The following is a 15,819-nucleotide window of genomic DNA, read 5'->3' as shown; positions in this document are numbered from 1 at the left end:
GGGTACGGGGGAAACACGCCCGGGGGATCCGGTTCGGGACGGGACGGTGGGCGCGCCTGGGGAGGCCGCGCCCGAGCCGTCGCAACCGTCCGAACCGGATCCTCCGGTGCCGGTCGCGCCGCGTCCGGTGCCGTTGCGGGAGGCGCCGCTCAAAGGCCGGGTGGCGGTCGGGTAACAAAGTGGTGCGACTCGGTAACGAAGTCGTTCCGGACGGCGGTCCGCCTCGCGTCGGCCCCGGAACGGCTGGATAAGATCGCCGAGCTGTATGAAGGATCTTGTTACTACGGGGTGAAGTTTCCGATGAACGACACGAGCACCGCACAGACGATGTCCGCCGACGCCCAGGACACCTCCGGTCACGGCAAGCACCGGGGCCCGGTCTCGGCGCAGGACGGCGACTCGGCCGCCCACGGCCGTCACCGCAAGCCGTCCGAGCAGTCCGAGTACGCGAACGCCTGACGGTACGTCAGGCACCTTGCACCACACGGCCCCGCTCGTCCTCGGACGGGCGGGGCCGTCGCGTTCCCTACGCTCCGCCCGGCTCCCGCTTGAGCCCGAGCACCTCGGCCGCCGCGAACGTCTCCCCCGCCGGCCGCCGGGCGTAGTGCGGAGTGAGTACGGCGTCCAGCTCGTCGTAGGTGAAGGTGTCCTGCTTGCTGTCGAACTTGGCCTGCACTTGGGGGCGTTCGACGATCGCGACCATGCCGCCGTGGACCACGAGCAGCTGTCCGTTGATCCGGGCGGCGGCGGGTGAGGCCAAGTAGCCGACGAGCGGGGCGACATGCTCGGGGGCGAGCGGGTCGAGGCCGTCCTCGGGTTCCTGGAAACCGGCGAAGACGTCCTCGGTCATCCGGGTGCGGGCGCGCGGGCAGATGGCGTTCGCGGTGACGCCGTACTTGGCCAGCGCGAGCGCGGTGGAGGTGGTCAGGCCGACGATCCCGCCTTTCGCCGCCGCGTAGTTGGGCTGTCCGGCGGAACCGGCGAGGAACGCCTCGGACGAGGTGTTCACGATCCGGCCGTACACCGGCGCGCCCGTCTCCTTGGACCGCCGGCGCCAGTGCGCCGACGCGAAGTGGGTCGTGTTGAAATGGCCCTTGAGGTGGACCCGGATCACCGAGTCCCACTCGCCCTCCGTCATGGAGAAGACCATGCGGTCGCGCAGGATGCCCGCGTTGTTGACGAGGATGTCGAGCCCGCCGAGCTCGTCGACCGCCAACTCGACCAGCCGGCTCGCCTGTTGGCTGTCGGCCACGTCACCGGTGTGGGCGACGGCCCGGCCGCCCGCCTCACGGATCTCGGCGGCGACCTGTTCGGCGGGACCCGCGGAGGCCTCACCGGAGCCGTCCCGGCCGGGCTGGCCGTAGTCGTTGACGACCACGGCCGCGCCGAGCCGGGCGAGTTCCAGCGCCTCGGCCCGGCCGAGCCCGCGTCCGGCACCGGTGACGATCGCGACCAGGCCCTCAAGTGGCAGCGTCATGACCGGCCTTCAGATCTCGATGCAGGTGCGCAGGGCCGTCCCCGAACGCATCTGGTCCAAGGCCTCGTTGATGTCGGCGAGCGGCACCCGGTGGGTGATCAGGCTCTCCAGGTCGACGCGGCCCGCCCGCCACAGGGCGATGGTGCGCTCGTAGGAACGCAGCACGTCTCCCCCGCCGTACATCGAGGGCAGGATGCGCTTCTCGTCGAAGAACAGCTCGAACATGCTGAGTTGGAGGAAGTCGTCGAGGGCGCCCGCGCCGACGATGACGAGGGTGCCGCCGCGCCGGGTGTTCTCGTAGGCGGTGCGGGCGGTGGCGGAGCGGCCGACGACCTCGAAGACGTAGTCGAAGCCCTCGCCGGCGGTGACCTCCTGCTTGGCGGCGGGCAGCTCGTCCGGTGAGACCGCCCTGGTGGCACCGAACTTGAGGGCGGACTCGCGGCGCGAGGCGACCGGGTCGACGGCGACGATCTCGGCGGCGCCCTTGAGCCGGGCGCCCTGGATCGCCGAGATGCCTACTCCCCCGCAGCCGATCACGGCGACCGACGAACCGGCCTCCACGTCGGCGGTGTTGAGGGCGGCGCCGAGTCCGGTGGTGACCCCGCAGCCGATGAGGGCGGCGATGTCGAAGGGCACGTCGTCGGGGATCGGCACCGCGCAGCCCGCGTCGACGACGACCTCCTCGGCGAAGGTGCCGGTGCCCGCGAAGCCGAACACATCGCCACCGGGGCGCCTGAAGTTGGGGGTGCCCGCGTTCATGAACCCGGCCAGACACAGCTGGGTCTGGCCGCGCTTGCAGGCGGCGCACACACCGCAGGCCGGCAGCCAGCAGACGACGACCCGGTCACCGGGCTTCAAGTGGCTGACGCCCTCGCCGACTTCGAGGATCTCGCCGGCGCCCTCGTGGCCGGGCACGAACGGTGCCGGCTGCGGCAGTACGCCGGCCATCGCGGACAGGTCCGAGTGGCACAGCCCCGTGGCGCGCACCCGGATCCTGACCCGGCCGGGTCCGAAGCCCGTCGCCTCGACGTCGTCGAGGACTTCCAGTTTGTCCTGGCCTATCTCGTGCAGTACGGCTGCGCGCATGGGGCGCTCCCCTCGACTCTGCTCAACTCGGGCCTGGTTCAGGAGTGTTCGACGGTCGTGTCGGCGAGGACGGGCGCGTCGTCCCGCTCGACGGCGCTCACCGCGACCCGCACCTCGGTGTCGCCGAGGCGCCACATGCGGATGCGCAGGGTCTCGCCGGGGTAGACGACTCCGGCGAACCGGGTGTCGTAGCCGCGCACCCGCGTCACATCGCCGTCGAGCAGGGTGTCGACGACGGCCTTGAGCGTCATGCCGTAGGTGCACAGACCGTGCAGGATGGGCCGGTCGAACCCGGCGACCTTGGCGAACTCGGGGTCGGCGTGCAGCGGGTTCCAGTCACCGGAGAGGCGGTACAGGAGGGCCTGGTCCTCGCGGATGGCGCGCTCAACCACCTTGTCCGGGGCGCCCGTCGGGGGTTCGAGGCGGGTGGAGGGCCCGCGGTCGCCACCCCACCCTCCCTCTCCCCGTACGAAGATCTGCGCGTCGTTGGTCCACAACGGGCCGTCGGCGTCGGCGACTTCGGTGCGCATGACGAGGACGGCCGCCTTGCCCTTGTCGTAGACGGCGGCGATGTGTCCGGTGCTGGTCGCGGTGCCCTTCGCCGGGATGGGCCGGTGCAGGCGCAGGGACTGGCCGCCGTGCAGGACGCGGGCGAGGTCGACCTCGATGCCGGGCATGGACAGACCGCTGATCACGCCGGGCGAGCCGTTGCCCGCGACGGTGGCGAAGCTCGGCAGGACGTGCAGCCGGGACTCCAGGGTGTAGCGCAGCTCGTCGGGGTCGGTCGCCGGGGTGCCCGCGCCGAGGCCGAGGTGGTAGAGCTGGACGTCCTTGGTGGTCCAGGAGATCTCGCCGGTCCGGGGTTCGGCCGCGAGGGCCAGGGCTGCGTCGATGGGCATGGGGCTCCTGATCGCCGGTGGTCGAAGACCTCGGTGCGGCCGTCCGCACCGTCGGCCGCACCGAGGTCGTCACGGGCCGACCTAGAACGCGTTCCAGTCCGGCGACCCTTGTATAGCCCAGCACCCGGCAGTTGTGAAGGCTCCTGACACTGTGTCAGGTCCGGGTGCCGCGGCTGAGGACCGGTGACATTTGTCCTGCCCGAGTCCGTACAAGCGCATCTGCCGCGCGAGGGGTGCGGCTTCGTAGCGTCGTACCCATGACACAGACAGGTGGGACAACCGGTGGCACAGACCGGGCCGTGTCCTTCGCGGGGGCGGTCAAGACCTTCGGTGCGGTGCGTGCCGTCGACGGGGTGGACCTGGAGATCGGGCGCGGCGAGACGGTCGCGCTGCTCGGGCGCAACGGCGCGGGCAAGTCGACGGCGATCTCGCTGCTGCTCGGGCTGAACGCGCCCGACGCCGGCACGGTCGAACTGTTCGGCGCGGCACCGGAGTTGGCCGTACGCGGCGGCCTGGTCGGGGCGATGCTGCAGGAGGCGCGGGCGGTGCCCCGGGTCACCGTCGGCGAGCTGGTCGCGTTCGTCGCCCGGCGCTATCCGGCACCGATGCCCGTCGCGCGGGCCCTGGAGCTGGCCGGGATCGGTGAGCTGGCGGGGCGGCGGGTGGACCGGCTGTCGGGCGGGCAGACGCAGCGGGTGCGGTTCGCCGTGGCACTGGCCGGGAACCCCTCGCTGATCGTGCTGGACGAGCCGACCGCCGCGCTGGACGTGGAGGCGCGGCACGCGTTCTGGCAGTCGATGCGGGGCTTCGCGCGGCGCGGCCACACGGTCCTGTTCTCCACGCACTACCTGGAGGAGGCCGACGCGCACGCCGACCGGATCGTCGTCGTCGACCACGGCCGGATCGTCGCCGACGGCACCGGCGAACACCTCAAGCGCGCGGCCGGCGGCAGCCTGGTCTCCATCGACCTGGCAGGCCGCCCCACCGAGGGCCTGGCTCAACTCCCCGGCGTACGCACCCTCGAAGTCCGGGGCGACCGCGCCCTGTTGCGCACCGACGACTCGGACGCGACGGTACGCGCGCTGGCGGACCTGGACGCGATCCGCGGCCTGGAGGTCACCCCGGCGTCCCTGGACGACGCGTTCCTGGCACTCACGGCACATGAACTGGAGACGGTGTGATGCTCGACTACCTGCGCCTCGAAGTCCGCCGGACCCTGCGTGACATCGGCTTCGTGATCGGCGGTGTCGCGATGCCCGTGATGATGTATCTGCTGTTCACCAACCTCGGCGGCGACGACAGCGGCTACAAGGCCACCGCGATGGTCGGTATGGCCGCCTACGGCGCGGTCGGCTCCGCGCTCAACACCGGGGGCGGGGTCGCCGAGGACCGGGCGATCGGCTGGCTGCGGCAGTTGCGGGTGACGCCGATGACCCCGCGCCAGGTCGTGCTGGGCCGGGCGCTGACCGGCTCGGTGACCGTGCTGCCGGCGATCGTCGCGGTGCTCGCGGCGGGCGGTCTGGTCAACGGCGTACGGCTGGCCGCCTGGCAGTGGGCGCTGATCGCGCTGCTGCTGTGGCTGGGCTCGGTCCCCTTCACCCTGCTCGGCCTGGGCAACGGCTACGGCCTCACCTCCCAGACCACCGGCGTCGCCAACATGGCCTGCAACCTCGGGCTCGCGGTGATCGGCGGCCTATGGTTCCCGATCAGCCTGTTCCCCGGCTGGCTGCGCGCGATCTCGAAGTACACCCCCACCAACCGCTTCGCCCAGCTCGGCACCTCCGTCGCCGACGGGCACGCCCCCGCGCTCGGCGCGATCGTGGTACTGACGGCCTGGCTGCTCGCGTTCGGTTCGTACGCTGTGCTGGCGTACCGCCGGACCGGGCGGACCGTGTGACCGGGGGAGCGGGAGAGATGACCTGGATGCGAGGGATCAGGTGCCAGGTACACGCCTGGCGGGCGGCGCGGACCCAGTGGCGGGCCGACATGAAGGAGTTCAAGGCCGCACAGAAGGAGGCCCGCCGCAAGGGCGAGTGGCCCGAGAACCCCGGCCCGCCACCGACCGGCTTCACCCTGCTGCCCTGGCTGCTCATGGGCATGGGCTCCTTCTCCAACCTCCTCCAGGGCAAGACCTCCAACCCCTGGATCGGCGGTCTGGGCCTGTTCGCCTTCAACTCCCTCTACATCTACGTCGTGTTCCGCGCCTTCGTGAAAGAGACGCGCGCGGCGGTCTCGACCCGGGTCGCACTGGTCCTGATGGGCCTGATCACCTGCGGCCTCGCCCTCGGCTACGGCGGCAGCTGGCTCTACTTCTTCCCGCTGCTCGGCCTCGCCACGGGAGCCGTCGTACGCGGCCCGCGCCTCGGCCAGGTCGGCCTCGCGCTGACCGCGCTCGCCGCCGCGGTCTCCATCTACCGGGCGGGCTGGGACGCGATCAACGTCGCCTACGGCACGTTCCTGTCGACGATGGTGACCGCCGCGATCCTCTCCCTCTCCGAGGCCGTACGCGAACTGCGTGCCGCCCGCGAGGAGTTGGCTCGCCGCGCGGTCGAGAAGGAACGTATGCGCTTCTCCCGCGACCTGCACGACCTGCTCGGCCACACCCTCTCGGTGATCGTGGTGAAGTCGGAGGCGGCCCGGCGGCTCGCACCCCGTGACATGGAGGCCGCGCTCGGCCAGATCACCGACATCGAGGCCGTCGGCCGGCAGGCGCTCACCGAGATCCGCGAGGCCGTCACCGGCTATCGCGAGGGCAGTCTCGCCACCGAACTGGACCGCGCCCGCTCCGCGTTGTCCGCCGCCGACATCGACCCGGTGGTCCGCCAGTCGGGCCCGCCGCTGACCCCTCAGACCGAGGCCCTGCTCGGCTGGGTGGTCCGCGAGGCGGTCACCAACGTCGTACGGCACAGCGGCGCGGCCCGCTGCGAGATCACCCTCGACGGCGTCCTGGACCGCGCCCGCCTGACCGTCGCGGACGACGGCACCGGCGACTCCGCTGTGCCCGGTCCCGCCGAGGGAATCGGCGGAACCGGTCTGAAGGGGCTCACCGAACGCCTCGCGGCGGCGGGCGGCTCCCTGCGGGCCGGCCCGTCGCCGCGCGGCGGCTTCACGGTGACCGCCGAACTCCCGGTGGAGCAGACGGACTTGACGTCTCACGTCGTGACTACGACGGGGACTACGGCGCCCAGGGAGCCGTGACGACCCAACTCACGTCGTCCGTCCACGAGGTGGCGCTGTCGAAGGCGTTCGAGCCGCCGTCGCTCGCTATGTAGACGTTGTAGTTGTAGTGCCGGAGGTATCTGGTCGGGTAGTTGTACGACGCGAACGAGGTGCCCGTGCCGCTCTTGCCGGTCGACGCGCAGAACGTCGCGTCCTGTCTGAACTGCGCGGTACCGACCATGGGTTGGCGGTAGAGCTGGTAGTTGTAGTGGCGCAGGAAGTCACCGGGGTAGTTCCGCGACTCGAAGGAGTAGCAGGAGCTGTCGGCGAGTCCCCTGCGGACGATCCAGGTGGCGTCGCCCTTGCCGAGGGCCGCGCTGCTGGACGTGATGGCCGAGAGGACCGCCGCGTTGTTCTGGTGGCGGATGTAGTCGGCCGTGCAGCACGAGGTGGTCGCCCGCAGCGAGATCTCCGAACCGGCCGCGAGCGTCCCGGTGGTGCCGGTCGAGCCGCCGTAGCCGACGGACACGATGTTGGCCTGTACGGAGTTGTCGGCGGCGTCCGTCGGGATGCCGGCCGTCATGACGCCCTCGAAGAACGAGCCGATGGAGCCGTTGCTGTTGTCCCCGCCGGTGCCGAGGACGATCGCGCCCTCCTGGTGCATGGGCGAGTAACCGCTCGTGGTGGGCTCACCCCCGGAATAGGTGGTCGTGAGACTCCCCGACTGGGCGTTTCCGTATTTCAGCGCGAAATGGTCCTGACCGTTGTTTTTCAGCAAAGCGGTGACGAAAGGCATCGCTCCGGTGCCGGTGTTCGCCGTGTTCTTGCTGTACCCGGAGTCCGACTGGAACAGCCCGTTCTCCAGGTCGGCCTGCACCCAGGGACCGCTGCCGTAGCAGGGCGCGAACCAGCACTCGGTACCGAAGTTGATCGCGTCCATGTGCCCGTTACCGGTGTCCTGGTTGTTGGTCTCGGCGTTGCCGTAGTCGAAGCAGCAACTGCCGTTGACGTGGGTGCCCGAGGTCACCATGTACATCCCCTCGGCGGCGCCGTTCGTCGCCACACCCGAGGTGGAGTTGTCGCGGTAGCCCATCCCGGCGGAGATCTCCAGGCCGTAGACCTGGTGCCCGCCGACGGTCACCGGCAGCGCGTCCGCGGGCGACCCGACATCGGCGACGCCGGCCCCGCCCGCTCCCTCGATCGTGAGGTCGTTGTGGCGCGCCGACTGGTCGTAGATCTTGGTGATGATGCACGTCGTACCGGAACAGAACGAGTCCTGGGCCGCCGCGTTGGCGTATCCCCCGGCCGCCAGCAGCCCGATGTTCGCGGTGGCGCTGTCGGAGGCGCGCTGCACCTGGTAGAGCGAGCCGTTGTACGACGAGTAGAGCGCCCGGACGAGACTGTGCGCGGCGACGCACGGCGTCCCGGCCGTGGCGTAGATGTCGCACGGGAGCGAGCCGGCGGCCGACGCCTGCGGAACGCCTACGGCCAGTGCGAGGACGGTCACGAGCGCCGACAGTGCGGCCAGGGTCGCGTTTCTCAGCCGGCGTGGCCGAGTGCGGAGGAGTCTCAAGAACACGGTGCACCTCTTTTTCTGGAGGGGCTGGTCGATATACCGAACGCCGTTCGATCGAAATGCCGAACCCATTCGCGATCGAAATGTCGAACTGTCGAAAGTTTTCCGAAAGCGGCTCTGTTCGGGAAATTCCATGGCGTCGGCGGAATGCCGAGGCGATTGTTTGCCCGCAGCCGAAGACCGTCAAGACTCGCGGACGCGAACAATGAAGAGTTTTTGATAACCGCTCCGGGCCTTACCCTTACCCCGTGGATGAGATGCCCCGGGACCACCGGCCCGCCAAGTCCGTCAGAGTGCTGCTCGCCGAGGACCAGGGCATGATGCGCGGCGCCCTCGCCCTGCTGCTCGGCATGGAGGCGGACCTGGAGGTCGTCGCCCAGGTCGGAAGGGGCGACGCGATCGTGGACGCCGCCCTGATCCACCGCCCCGACGTGGCCCTCCTCGACATCGAACTCCCCGGCATGAGCGGCCTCGACGCCGCCGCCGAACTCCGCGAACAGGCCCCCGACTGCCGGGTGTTGATCCTCACGACCTTCGGCCGCCCCGGCTACCTCCGCCGAGCGATGGAGGCGGGCGCGGCCGGCTTCCTCGTGAAGGACGGCCCGGTGGAAGACCTCGCCGCCGCGATCCGCCGCGTCCTCACCGGCGAGACGGTCATCGACCCGGCACTGGCCGCCGCCGCGCTGAGCGCGGGCCCGAACCCGCTCACCGCCCGCGAATGCGACGTCCTCAAGGCCTCTGTGGACGGCGCGACGGTCTCCGACATCGCCACGAAGCTCCACCTCTCCGAGTCCACCGTCCGCAACTACCTCTCGTCGGCGATCGGCAAGACGGCCACCCGCAACCGCATGGAGGCGATGCGGGAGGCCCGCCAACAGGGGTGGTTGTAGGGCGGATGCACCTCAACGGACGGGCAGGAAGGGGCGAACCCGAGGTGCAGGGCACGGTGAGGGCCAGTGAGCTGTTGGCCGCGGACGAGGTCACGTTGCTGGGGCGGGCGCTCCTGGAGTGGGGTGGCCCCGCGCACTGCAGCGATCAACTCGCCGTAGGAATGGGGTTCGCCGGGCAGCACGATCTACTCGACCAGTGCCGACGGCTCCGGAGCGCGCTGAGCGAGGACACCCCGCTCGGCGCGGCGGACTGGGCGCGGATCCTCCTCGCCACGGAGATCGTCTTCGTCAGTGACCTCGCCGGGTCGGGTGTCGAGTGGCAGACCACCACCGGGCGCGACGACGAGACCACGATCAGGATGCTGCGGGTGATTCAGCGGAAGCTGGCCCGGACCGTCAGCCCCTACTACGGGAAGCGACCGGCCGAGTAGGCCAGGACGATGTGCCGCCGGCCGCTCCCCCGCCCCGGACCTGCCGAGGGAGCGGCCGGGCAGCTCCTGCTTCCTACTTCGTCACCTTCACCGAGTCGAACGACGTCCCCTCCGGAGCGACGCACACGAACCAGTTGTCCGGAGAGCCGGCCGCCGGGCGGATCGTCGCCTCGTCGCTGTTGACATCGGCCCCCGAAGCCACCCGGTGGGCCTCGGTGGACGTGCCGTCCTTCCAGGTGCACTGGACCGTCCGCGCGGTCTTGGCGACCTGACCGACCACCAGTCGCTGGGGGCCGCCGGTCTTCTTCGGGTCCAGAGTGGACGCGCCCGACTTGAGGTCCGTGCCCGCCATGGTGTCCTGAGGGGAGGCCGAGTCACCCATCAGGAACGTCGGGTCTCCGCTCCCGTACGACTGCTGCACGAAGTACGTGACCTTGCCGATCAGTGCGGACGCGTTGTCCTTGTCCCAGGGCTCATCGCCGCGGATGGACATGGCGGTCAGCTGGGCCTGGGCCTCCGCCTTGGTGCGTGGGGCACCCCACACGTCGACCGTGACGTACCAGTCCTTGCCCTTGTCGGTGCCCGTCCCGAGCATCGTCTCCTGCGGCACGTACACATGCCGCTCCTCCGGTGTCGACGGCCGGGTCGGCTTCTGGGACACCGCGGGCGTCACCTCCGCCCCGCCGGTGTCGCGCAGCGAGGCCAGTGCGAGGGTGCCCGACGCGCCCGTGATCACCAGTGCCGCGGCCGTGGCGAGCGCCCAGCGGCGGGCCCGGCGGCGACGGCCGCCGCGGATCACCGCCTGGTAGGGGGCTATGCCGATCTCGACCTCGTCCGCCGCGTCGGCCAGCAGGAAGGCGATGTCTCTGTCCGTCATGGTGTGGTTCGTCTCCCGGTCCGCGCTCATCACTTCGACCCTCCCTGCGTCACCGTCTCGGCGAGTCCTGGTATGGCGCGGAGTTTCGCGATCCCCTTGGCCGCGTTGCTCTTCACCGCGCCGACGGAAGAGCCCATCGCCTGCGCCGTCTGTGTCTCGGTCAGGTCCTCCCAGTACCGCAGCACCACCGCCTCCCGCTGCCTCGGGGGCAGTTGGGCCAGTGCCTTCAGCAGGGCGTTGCGGTCCTCGGCCTGGGCGATGCGGTCACCGGTGTCGGCGATCTCGCGCACCAGTCCCGAGTCGTCCTTCGGGGCCAGGAACTCCTTGAGCCGTCTGCGGTGTTTGCGTGCGTGCGCGTTGATCATCACGCGCCGTACATACGCCTCCGGATCGTCCGCCGAGCCGACCTTGCGCCAGGCCACGAAGACCTGTTCCAACGTCGACTGGACCAGATCCTCCGCGGCATGCTGCTCCCCCGTCAGTAGAAATGCCGTCCGCATCAACCGCGGCCAGCGGCCGATGACGAAGCTCTGGAACTCGTCATCCCGAGTCCCCCGAGCCTCCTTGCGATCCCCCATGGGCACCTCCTAGATGTCTAAAGGAGTCCATGAGCCGCCCGGACCGTTGCCTCACTTCTCGAAACTCGTGGAAGCCGCGCCCTCGGTGTCCGCCGCGTCCGCCACGACATCGCCGTCCGCGCTCGCCGCGGGCACCGCGCCCACGGCCGCCGGCGCCGCCGCCCTGCGCCACGGCAGCCACACCGCCATCAGCACCACCCCGCCCAGCAGCACCCCCGCCCCGGTACGGAACGCCAGCGCGTACCCCTCCGTCAGCGCCTCCGGCGTACTCCCGCCGCGGCCCGCGGCCTCCGCCGCCCGCGCCGCCGCGATCGTCGACATCACGGCGAGGCCCAGCGAACCCCCCATCGTGCGCGAGGTGTTGACCAGCCCGGAGACGAGACCGGCCTCCCCCGGCGCGGCTCCGGACGTGGCGAGCGCGGCGAGCGGGGTGGCGGTCAGGCCCGCGCCCAGCATCATCAGGATTCCGGGGAACATGATCTCCGTCAGATAGTCGCCCCGCGCGGTCATCTGCGACTGCCAGCCGAAGCCCACCGCCGCGATCAGCGTCCCGAGGACGGCGACGTTGCGCGCGCCGAGGAGCGGCATGAAGCGGGGTGCCGACTTGGAGCCGACGAGGACGGCGAGGGAGCTGGGCACCAGTGCGAGCCCGGCCTCCAGCGGGGTGTAGCCGAGGACGTTCTGCGCGTAGAGCGTCATGAAGAACCACATGCAGAACATCGCGGAGCCGCTCAGGAACATCGCCGCGTTGGCCGACGACACCGCCCGCGACCGGAACAGCCCGAGCGGCATCAGCGGCGCCGCCGTGCGGGCCTCGACGACCAGGAAGAGCGCGACCAGAGCGAGTCCGGCGGCCAGCGGGGCCAGGGTCGCGGCGGCCGTCCACCCCTCGGCCTCGGTCTGCGAGATGCCGTACGCCAGCGCCCCGAGGCCCGCCGTGACCAGGACGGCACCCGGCAGGTCGAGGCGGCGGCCGTCACCGGCCCGGCTCTCCGGGAGCCACCTCAGCGAGCTGGCCAGAACCACCGCGCCGACGGGCACGTTGATCAGCAGCACCCACCGCCACGACAGCGTGTCGACGAGCACTCCGCCGACGAGTCCTCCGGCGGCCCCGCCACCGGCGCCGACGGCCGTCCAGGTGGCGATGGCCCGGGCGCGGGCCGCGCCCTCCGGCACCGCCGAGGTGACGATCGTCAGCGTCGAGGGCGCCAGCACGGCGGCGCCGAGTCCCTGCGCGGCCCGGGCGAGGAGCAGTTGCCAGCCGTCCTGGGCCAGTCCCCCGGCCAGCGAGGCCAGGGTGAACAGCGCGAGCCCGACGAGGAACATCCGCTTGCGGCCGTAGAGGTCTCCGGCGCGTCCGCCGAGCAGCATGAACCCGGCGAAGGCGATGGCGTACGCGTTGACGACCCACTGCAGTCCGGACGCGCTCATGCCCAGGTCGGCCCGCATGGACGGCAGGGCGACATTGACGACGGACACGTCGAGCACGACGAGGAACTGTCCGGCGCACGCGAGCGCCACGACCAGCCAGGCGGCGGGTGGCGTGGAACCCTGTCGGGGCGGGCGGGCTATTGGGGAGGCATCAGCGGCTCGGGGCATGGTCGTCATACTCTCAACCGGCCCGCGCCCCTTGCATCGGCATTTCGCCCTGACCACGGGCCCGTCGTAAGACCTACGTCGCCCGCAGCAACGTCACCACCGCCGCCCCGCCCAGCCCGATGTTGTGGGCGAGCCCCACCTCGGCCCCCGGCACCTGCCGCTCTCCCGCCGTGCCCCTCAACTGCCACACCAGCTCGGCGACTTGGGCGATCCCGGTGGCCCCCAGCGGATGCCCCTTGGAGATCAGCCCGCCGGACGGGTTGACCACCCATCGCCCGCCGTACGTCGTCCCCCCGGACTCGACGAGCTTCCCGGACTCCCCGGGGGCGCACATGCCGAGGGCCTCGTACGTCAGCAGCTCGTTGATCGAGAAGCAGTCGTGGAGTTCCACGACGTCCACGTCCTCGATGCCGAGTCCGGAGCGTTCGTAGACCTGGCGGGCGGCGGCCCGGGACATGGGCTGTCCTACGACGTCGATGCAGGAGCCGGAGGAGAAGGAGTCCTCGGTGTCGGTGGTCATCGCCTGGGCGACGATCTCGACCAGCGGACCGGCCAGCTCCCTCGACTGTGCGAAGCGTTCGGAGACGACGACCGCCGCCGCGGCCCCGTCCGAGGTCGGTGAGCACTGGAGTTTCGTCAGCGGGTGGTGGACGACCCGGGACGCGAGGATGTCGTCGACGTCGTGGACGTCCTGGAACTGGGCGTACGGGTTGTGCGCGGAGTGCCGGTGGTTCTTGGCGGCGACGGCGGCGAGCTGTGCCTCGGTCGTGCCGTACTTCTCCATGTGTTCGCGGGCCGCGTCGCCGAAGATCTGGGCGGTGGGCGGGGTCATCTCGAAGCCGTGCCGGGCGGCCATGATGCCGTAGTGGCGGGCGACGGGGGACGTGGCGAAGTCGCCGCCGTCGGTGCCGCCGCCGAGCGCGCCGCGCTTCATCTTCTCGAAGCCCACCGCCAGTACGCAGTCGGCGGCGCCGCCCTCGACGAGTTGTCGGGCGAGCATCAGGGCGGTCGAACCCGTGGCGCAGTTGTTGTTGACGTTGTAGACGGGGATGCCGGTGAGACCTAGCTCATAGGCGGCGCGCTGGCCGGCGGTCGAGGGCTGGAAGCAGTAGCCGATCGGAACCTGTTCTACGTCGCCGTAGGAGATCCCGGCGTCCGCGAGGGCGGCGTTCCCGGCCTCGCGGACCATGTCCCAGTACTGCCACTCACGGCTTTCCGGCTTCTCGAACTTCGTCATGCCGACGCCGGCGACATAGGCCTTCATGCCGGGCGAGATTAGAACACGTTCCAGTAAATGACCAGAGCTGACGATGGATCAGATATTCATGGGACGGTCAAGGATTCGTTAGTACGCCGAAGCATCGGAATAGTTGCCCATGCATACGAGGTTTACCGTGCACTTATCCCGCACGGATCACTCACACACTTACGGCCTGGAGGCCTCACTCCATGACGCACACGTCGACCGACCAGCCCGCACGGAGGCCGTCCGGCGCCATCGTGCCGGTGCTCGCCTTCGCGGGCATCGTTGTCGCGGTGATGCAGACCCTGCTCGTCCCGGTCATCAAGGACCTGCCGCAGCTGCTGAGCACCGAGCCCAGCAACGCCACCTGGGTCCTGACCTCGACGCTCCTGTCCGGAGCCGTCGCCACACCGATCATGGGCCGCCTCGGCGACCTCTACGGCAAGCGGCGGATGCTGATCACCAGCCTGGCCATCATGGTCGTGGGCGCCCTCGTCAGCGCCCTCACCAGCGATCTCCTCACGATGATCGCGGGCCGTACGCTCCAGGGCTTCGCGATGGGCGCGATACCGCTGGGCATCGGCCTGATGCGCGACATGCTGCCCCGCGAGAAGCTCGGCTCGGCCATGGCCCTGATGAGCTCCTCGATCGGCGTCGGCGGCGGCCTCGCGCTCCCCCTCGCCGCCCTGGTCGCGCAGCACGCCGACTGGCACGCCCTGTTCTACGGCGCCGCCGGCCTCGGTGTCCTCGCCATCGTCCTCACCCTCCTCGTCGTACCGGAGTCCCCGATGCGCGCCGAGGGCACCTTCGACGTGCTCGGCGCGATCGGCCTCTCCGCCGGCCTCGTCCTCTTCCTCCTCCCCATCACCAAGGGCAGCGACTGGGGCTGGACCTCCGGCACCACGCTCGGCCTGTTCGCCGCGGCGGCCGTCGTCCTGCTCCTGTGGGGCGTGATGGAGCTGCGCCTGAAGGCCCCGCTGGTGGACCTGCGCACCACGGCCCGTCCGGCGGTCCTCTTCACCAACCTCGCCTCGATCATGGTCGGCGTCTCCTTCTACGTCGTCTCCCTCGTCCTGCCCCAGCTCCTCCAGCTGCCGAAGGCCACGGGTTACGGTCTCGGCCAGTCGATGGTCACCGCCGGTCTGCTGGTCGCGCCGCTGGGCCTGACGATGATGTTCACGGCGCCCGTCTACGCCCGTCTCTCGGCGAGGTACGGCCCCAAGGTCACCCTGATCATCGGCATGGTGATCATCGGCGTCGGCTACGGCGCGGGCATCGGCCTGATGAGCGCGGCCTGGCAGAGCCTGGTCATCGCGGTCGTCCTGGGCGCCGGTATCGGTCTCGCGTACTCGTCGCTGCCCGCGCTGATCGTGGGTGCGGTGCCGGCGTCCGAGACCGGTGCGGCGAACGGGCTCAACACCCTGATGCGGTCCATCGGTACGTCCGTCTCCAGCGCCGTGATCGGGATGGTGCTGGCCAACACCGCGAACCATGTGGGCGGGGTCGCCATCCCGACGATGCATGGCTTCCGGGTGTCTTTCATGATCGCTACGGGTGCGGTTGCCGTCGGCCTGCTGATGGCGCTGTTCCTCCCGAAGCCGAATCGGGCGCCGCAGTTGAACTTCAGCAGCGAGGAGGAGGCCAACGTTGAGCGCGCGGCGGAGGCGCTGAGGGGGTTTCGGGGGCGTGTTCTGGGCGCCGACGGTTCGCCTGTCGCCCGGGCGAAGGTCACGTTGATCGATCGGCGGGGGCGGCAAGCGGGGGCGACGTTGTCCGACGAGGACGGCGCCTACGCCCTCGCGGTCCCGTCCCAGGGCGCGTATGTCCTGGCGGCGCGTGCAACCGGGCATGGGCCCCTTGCCTCGTCTGCGACGCACGGCGGGGACGAGGTTGCGGTTGACCTGGATCTTTCGTTGCCCGGTGAGAGTGTCAGCGCGTAGTCGGTAGTTTGTCGGGTGCGGGTGCGTGGGGGCTGGTCGCGCCCACGCGGCGAAGCCGCAAATT

General features: G+C 70.5%; 15 protein-coding genes. 7 read left to right on the top strand and 8 right to left on the bottom strand.

Annotated elements, in window-relative coordinates; translation table 11 throughout:
- The first annotated feature begins 300 nt into the window (after window positions 1-300).
- Entirely contained in the window at window positions 301-459 is a 159-nt protein-coding gene (locus JHN45_RS25435) for a hypothetical protein (protein WP_201050761.1), read from the top strand.
- Between the two features lie 67 nt (window positions 460-526).
- On the opposite strand, the gene JHN45_RS25430 is transcribed toward JHN45_RS25435, so the two are convergent.
- From JHN45_RS25430 to JHN45_RS25420, 3 genes are read right to left on the bottom strand one after another with little or no spacing between them, the layout of a single operon-like run.
- Window positions 527-1,477 (bottom strand): 3-oxoacyl-ACP reductase, encoded by a 951-nt coding sequence (locus tag JHN45_RS25430; RefSeq protein ID WP_201050760.1) that lies wholly within the window; start codon window positions 1,475-1,477, stop codon window positions 527-529.
- A 9-nt stretch (window positions 1,478-1,486) separates the two neighbouring features.
- On the bottom strand, window positions 1,487-2,563 hold the full coding sequence (locus JHN45_RS25425; RefSeq protein WP_200715551.1) for a Zn-dependent alcohol dehydrogenase: 1,077 nt from the start codon (window positions 2,561-2,563) through the stop codon (window positions 1,487-1,489).
- 38 nt (window positions 2,564-2,601) lie between these two features.
- A complete protein-coding gene (locus tag JHN45_RS25420; RefSeq protein WP_200715550.1) occupies window positions 2,602-3,462 on the bottom strand; it encodes a MaoC/PaaZ C-terminal domain-containing protein in 861 nt (286 codons plus the stop codon).
- Between the two features lie 257 nt (window positions 3,463-3,719).
- On the opposite strand from JHN45_RS25420, the gene JHN45_RS25415 reads away from it, so the two are divergent.
- From JHN45_RS25415 to JHN45_RS25405, 3 genes are read left to right on the top strand one after another with little or no spacing between them, the layout of a single operon-like run.
- Window positions 3,720-4,643 (top strand): ABC transporter ATP-binding protein, encoded by a 924-nt coding sequence (locus tag JHN45_RS25415; protein WP_201050759.1) that lies wholly within the window; start codon window positions 3,720-3,722, stop codon window positions 4,641-4,643.
- A complete protein-coding gene (locus tag JHN45_RS25410) occupies window positions 4,643-5,359 on the top strand; it encodes an ABC transporter permease (protein ID WP_200715548.1) in 717 nt (238 codons plus the stop codon). Before JHN45_RS25415 ends, JHN45_RS25410 begins: the two co-directional genes overlap by 1 nt.
- A 17-nt stretch (window positions 5,360-5,376) precedes the next feature.
- Window positions 5,377-6,660, top strand: a complete 1,284-nt coding sequence (locus JHN45_RS25405) for a sensor histidine kinase (RefSeq protein ID WP_201050758.1) — start codon at window positions 5,377-5,379, stop codon at window positions 6,658-6,660.
- Here JHN45_RS25405 and JHN45_RS25400 read toward each other — a convergent pair.
- Window positions 6,638-8,200 (bottom strand): alpha-L-arabinofuranosidase B, encoded by a 1,563-nt coding sequence (locus tag JHN45_RS25400; protein ID WP_201050757.1) that lies wholly within the window; start codon window positions 8,198-8,200, stop codon window positions 6,638-6,640. The two genes, JHN45_RS25405 and JHN45_RS25400, sit on opposite strands and share 23 nt — an antisense overlap.
- A gap of 254 nt (window positions 8,201-8,454) precedes the next feature.
- On the opposite strand from JHN45_RS25400, the gene JHN45_RS25395 reads away from it, so the two are divergent.
- Window positions 8,455-9,087, top strand: a complete 633-nt coding sequence (locus JHN45_RS25395) for a response regulator transcription factor (RefSeq protein WP_200715555.1) — start codon at window positions 8,455-8,457, stop codon at window positions 9,085-9,087.
- A gap of 56 nt (window positions 9,088-9,143) precedes the next feature.
- Window positions 9,144-9,518, top strand: coding sequence for a hypothetical protein (locus tag JHN45_RS25390; protein WP_201050756.1), 375 nt, complete (start codon window positions 9,144-9,146; stop codon window positions 9,516-9,518).
- A 73-nt stretch (window positions 9,519-9,591) separates the two neighbouring features.
- Here the strand turns inward: JHN45_RS25390 and JHN45_RS25385 are convergent, their stop codons facing one another.
- The 4 genes from JHN45_RS25385 to JHN45_RS25370 form a co-directional block, all read right to left on the bottom strand.
- Window positions 9,592-10,395, bottom strand: a complete 804-nt coding sequence (locus JHN45_RS25385) for a hypothetical protein (protein WP_236584077.1) — start codon at window positions 10,393-10,395, stop codon at window positions 9,592-9,594.
- 29 nt (window positions 10,396-10,424) lie between these two features.
- Complete coding sequence (locus JHN45_RS25380; RefSeq protein ID WP_201050754.1) at window positions 10,425-10,973, bottom strand: SigE family RNA polymerase sigma factor; 549 nt, start codon at window positions 10,971-10,973, stop codon at window positions 10,425-10,427.
- A gap of 51 nt (window positions 10,974-11,024) precedes the next feature.
- Window positions 11,025-12,581, bottom strand: a complete 1,557-nt coding sequence (locus JHN45_RS25375; RefSeq protein ID WP_236584075.1) for an MFS transporter — start codon at window positions 12,579-12,581, stop codon at window positions 11,025-11,027.
- Window positions 12,582-12,645: 64 nt separating this feature from the next.
- Window positions 12,646-13,836 (bottom strand): lipid-transfer protein, encoded by a 1,191-nt coding sequence (locus JHN45_RS25370; protein ID WP_201050753.1) that lies wholly within the window; start codon window positions 13,834-13,836, stop codon window positions 12,646-12,648.
- Window positions 13,837-14,021: 185 nt separating this feature from the next.
- On the opposite strand from JHN45_RS25370, the gene JHN45_RS25365 reads away from it, so the two are divergent.
- Window positions 14,022-15,755 (top strand): MFS transporter, encoded by a 1,734-nt coding sequence (locus JHN45_RS25365; protein ID WP_200717288.1) that lies wholly within the window; start codon window positions 14,022-14,024, stop codon window positions 15,753-15,755.
- Window positions 15,756-15,819 lie beyond the last annotated feature (64 nt).

It is taken from the genome of Streptomyces sp. MBT53 (assembly GCF_016654115.1).
Taxonomy (GTDB): domain Bacteria; phylum Actinomycetota; class Actinomycetes; order Streptomycetales; family Streptomycetaceae; genus Streptomyces.
The sequence above is the reverse complement of the archived record's forward strand: the minus strand, read 5'-3'. Positions and strand labels throughout refer to the sequence as shown.

Coding starts and splice junctions, on each gene's coding strand:
- JHN45_RS25435 (WP_201050761.1), top strand. CDS start 301: ATGAACGACACGAGCACCGCACAGACGATGTCCGCCGACGCCCAGGAC.
- JHN45_RS25430 (WP_201050760.1), bottom strand. CDS start 1,477: ATGACGCTGCCACTTGAGGGCCTGGTCGCGATCGTCACCGGTGCCGGA.
- JHN45_RS25425 (WP_200715551.1), bottom strand. CDS start 2,563: ATGCGCGCAGCCGTACTGCACGAGATAGGCCAGGACAAACTGGAAGTC.
- JHN45_RS25420 (WP_200715550.1), bottom strand. CDS start 3,462: ATGCCCATCGACGCAGCCCTGGCCCTCGCGGCCGAACCCCGGACCGGC.
- JHN45_RS25415 (WP_201050759.1), top strand. CDS start 3,720: ATGACACAGACAGGTGGGACAACCGGTGGCACAGACCGGGCCGTGTCC.
- JHN45_RS25410 (WP_200715548.1), top strand. CDS start 4,643: ATGCTCGACTACCTGCGCCTCGAAGTCCGCCGGACCCTGCGTGACATC.
- JHN45_RS25405 (WP_201050758.1), top strand. CDS start 5,377: ATGACCTGGATGCGAGGGATCAGGTGCCAGGTACACGCCTGGCGGGCG.
- JHN45_RS25395 (WP_200715555.1), top strand. CDS start 8,455: ATGCCCCGGGACCACCGGCCCGCCAAGTCCGTCAGAGTGCTGCTCGCC.
- JHN45_RS25385 (WP_236584077.1), bottom strand. CDS start 10,395: ATGACGGACAGAGACATCGCCTTCCTGCTGGCCGACGCGGCGGACGAG.
- JHN45_RS25380 (WP_201050754.1), bottom strand. CDS start 10,973: ATGGGGGATCGCAAGGAGGCTCGGGGGACTCGGGATGACGAGTTCCAG.
- JHN45_RS25375 (WP_236584075.1), bottom strand. CDS start 12,581: ATGACGACCATGCCCCGAGCCGCTGATGCCTCCCCAATAGCCCGCCCG.
- JHN45_RS25370 (WP_201050753.1), bottom strand. CDS start 13,836: ATGAAGGCCTATGTCGCCGGCGTCGGCATGACGAAGTTCGAGAAGCCG.
- JHN45_RS25365 (WP_200717288.1), top strand. CDS start 14,022: ATGACGCACACGTCGACCGACCAGCCCGCACGGAGGCCGTCCGGCGCC.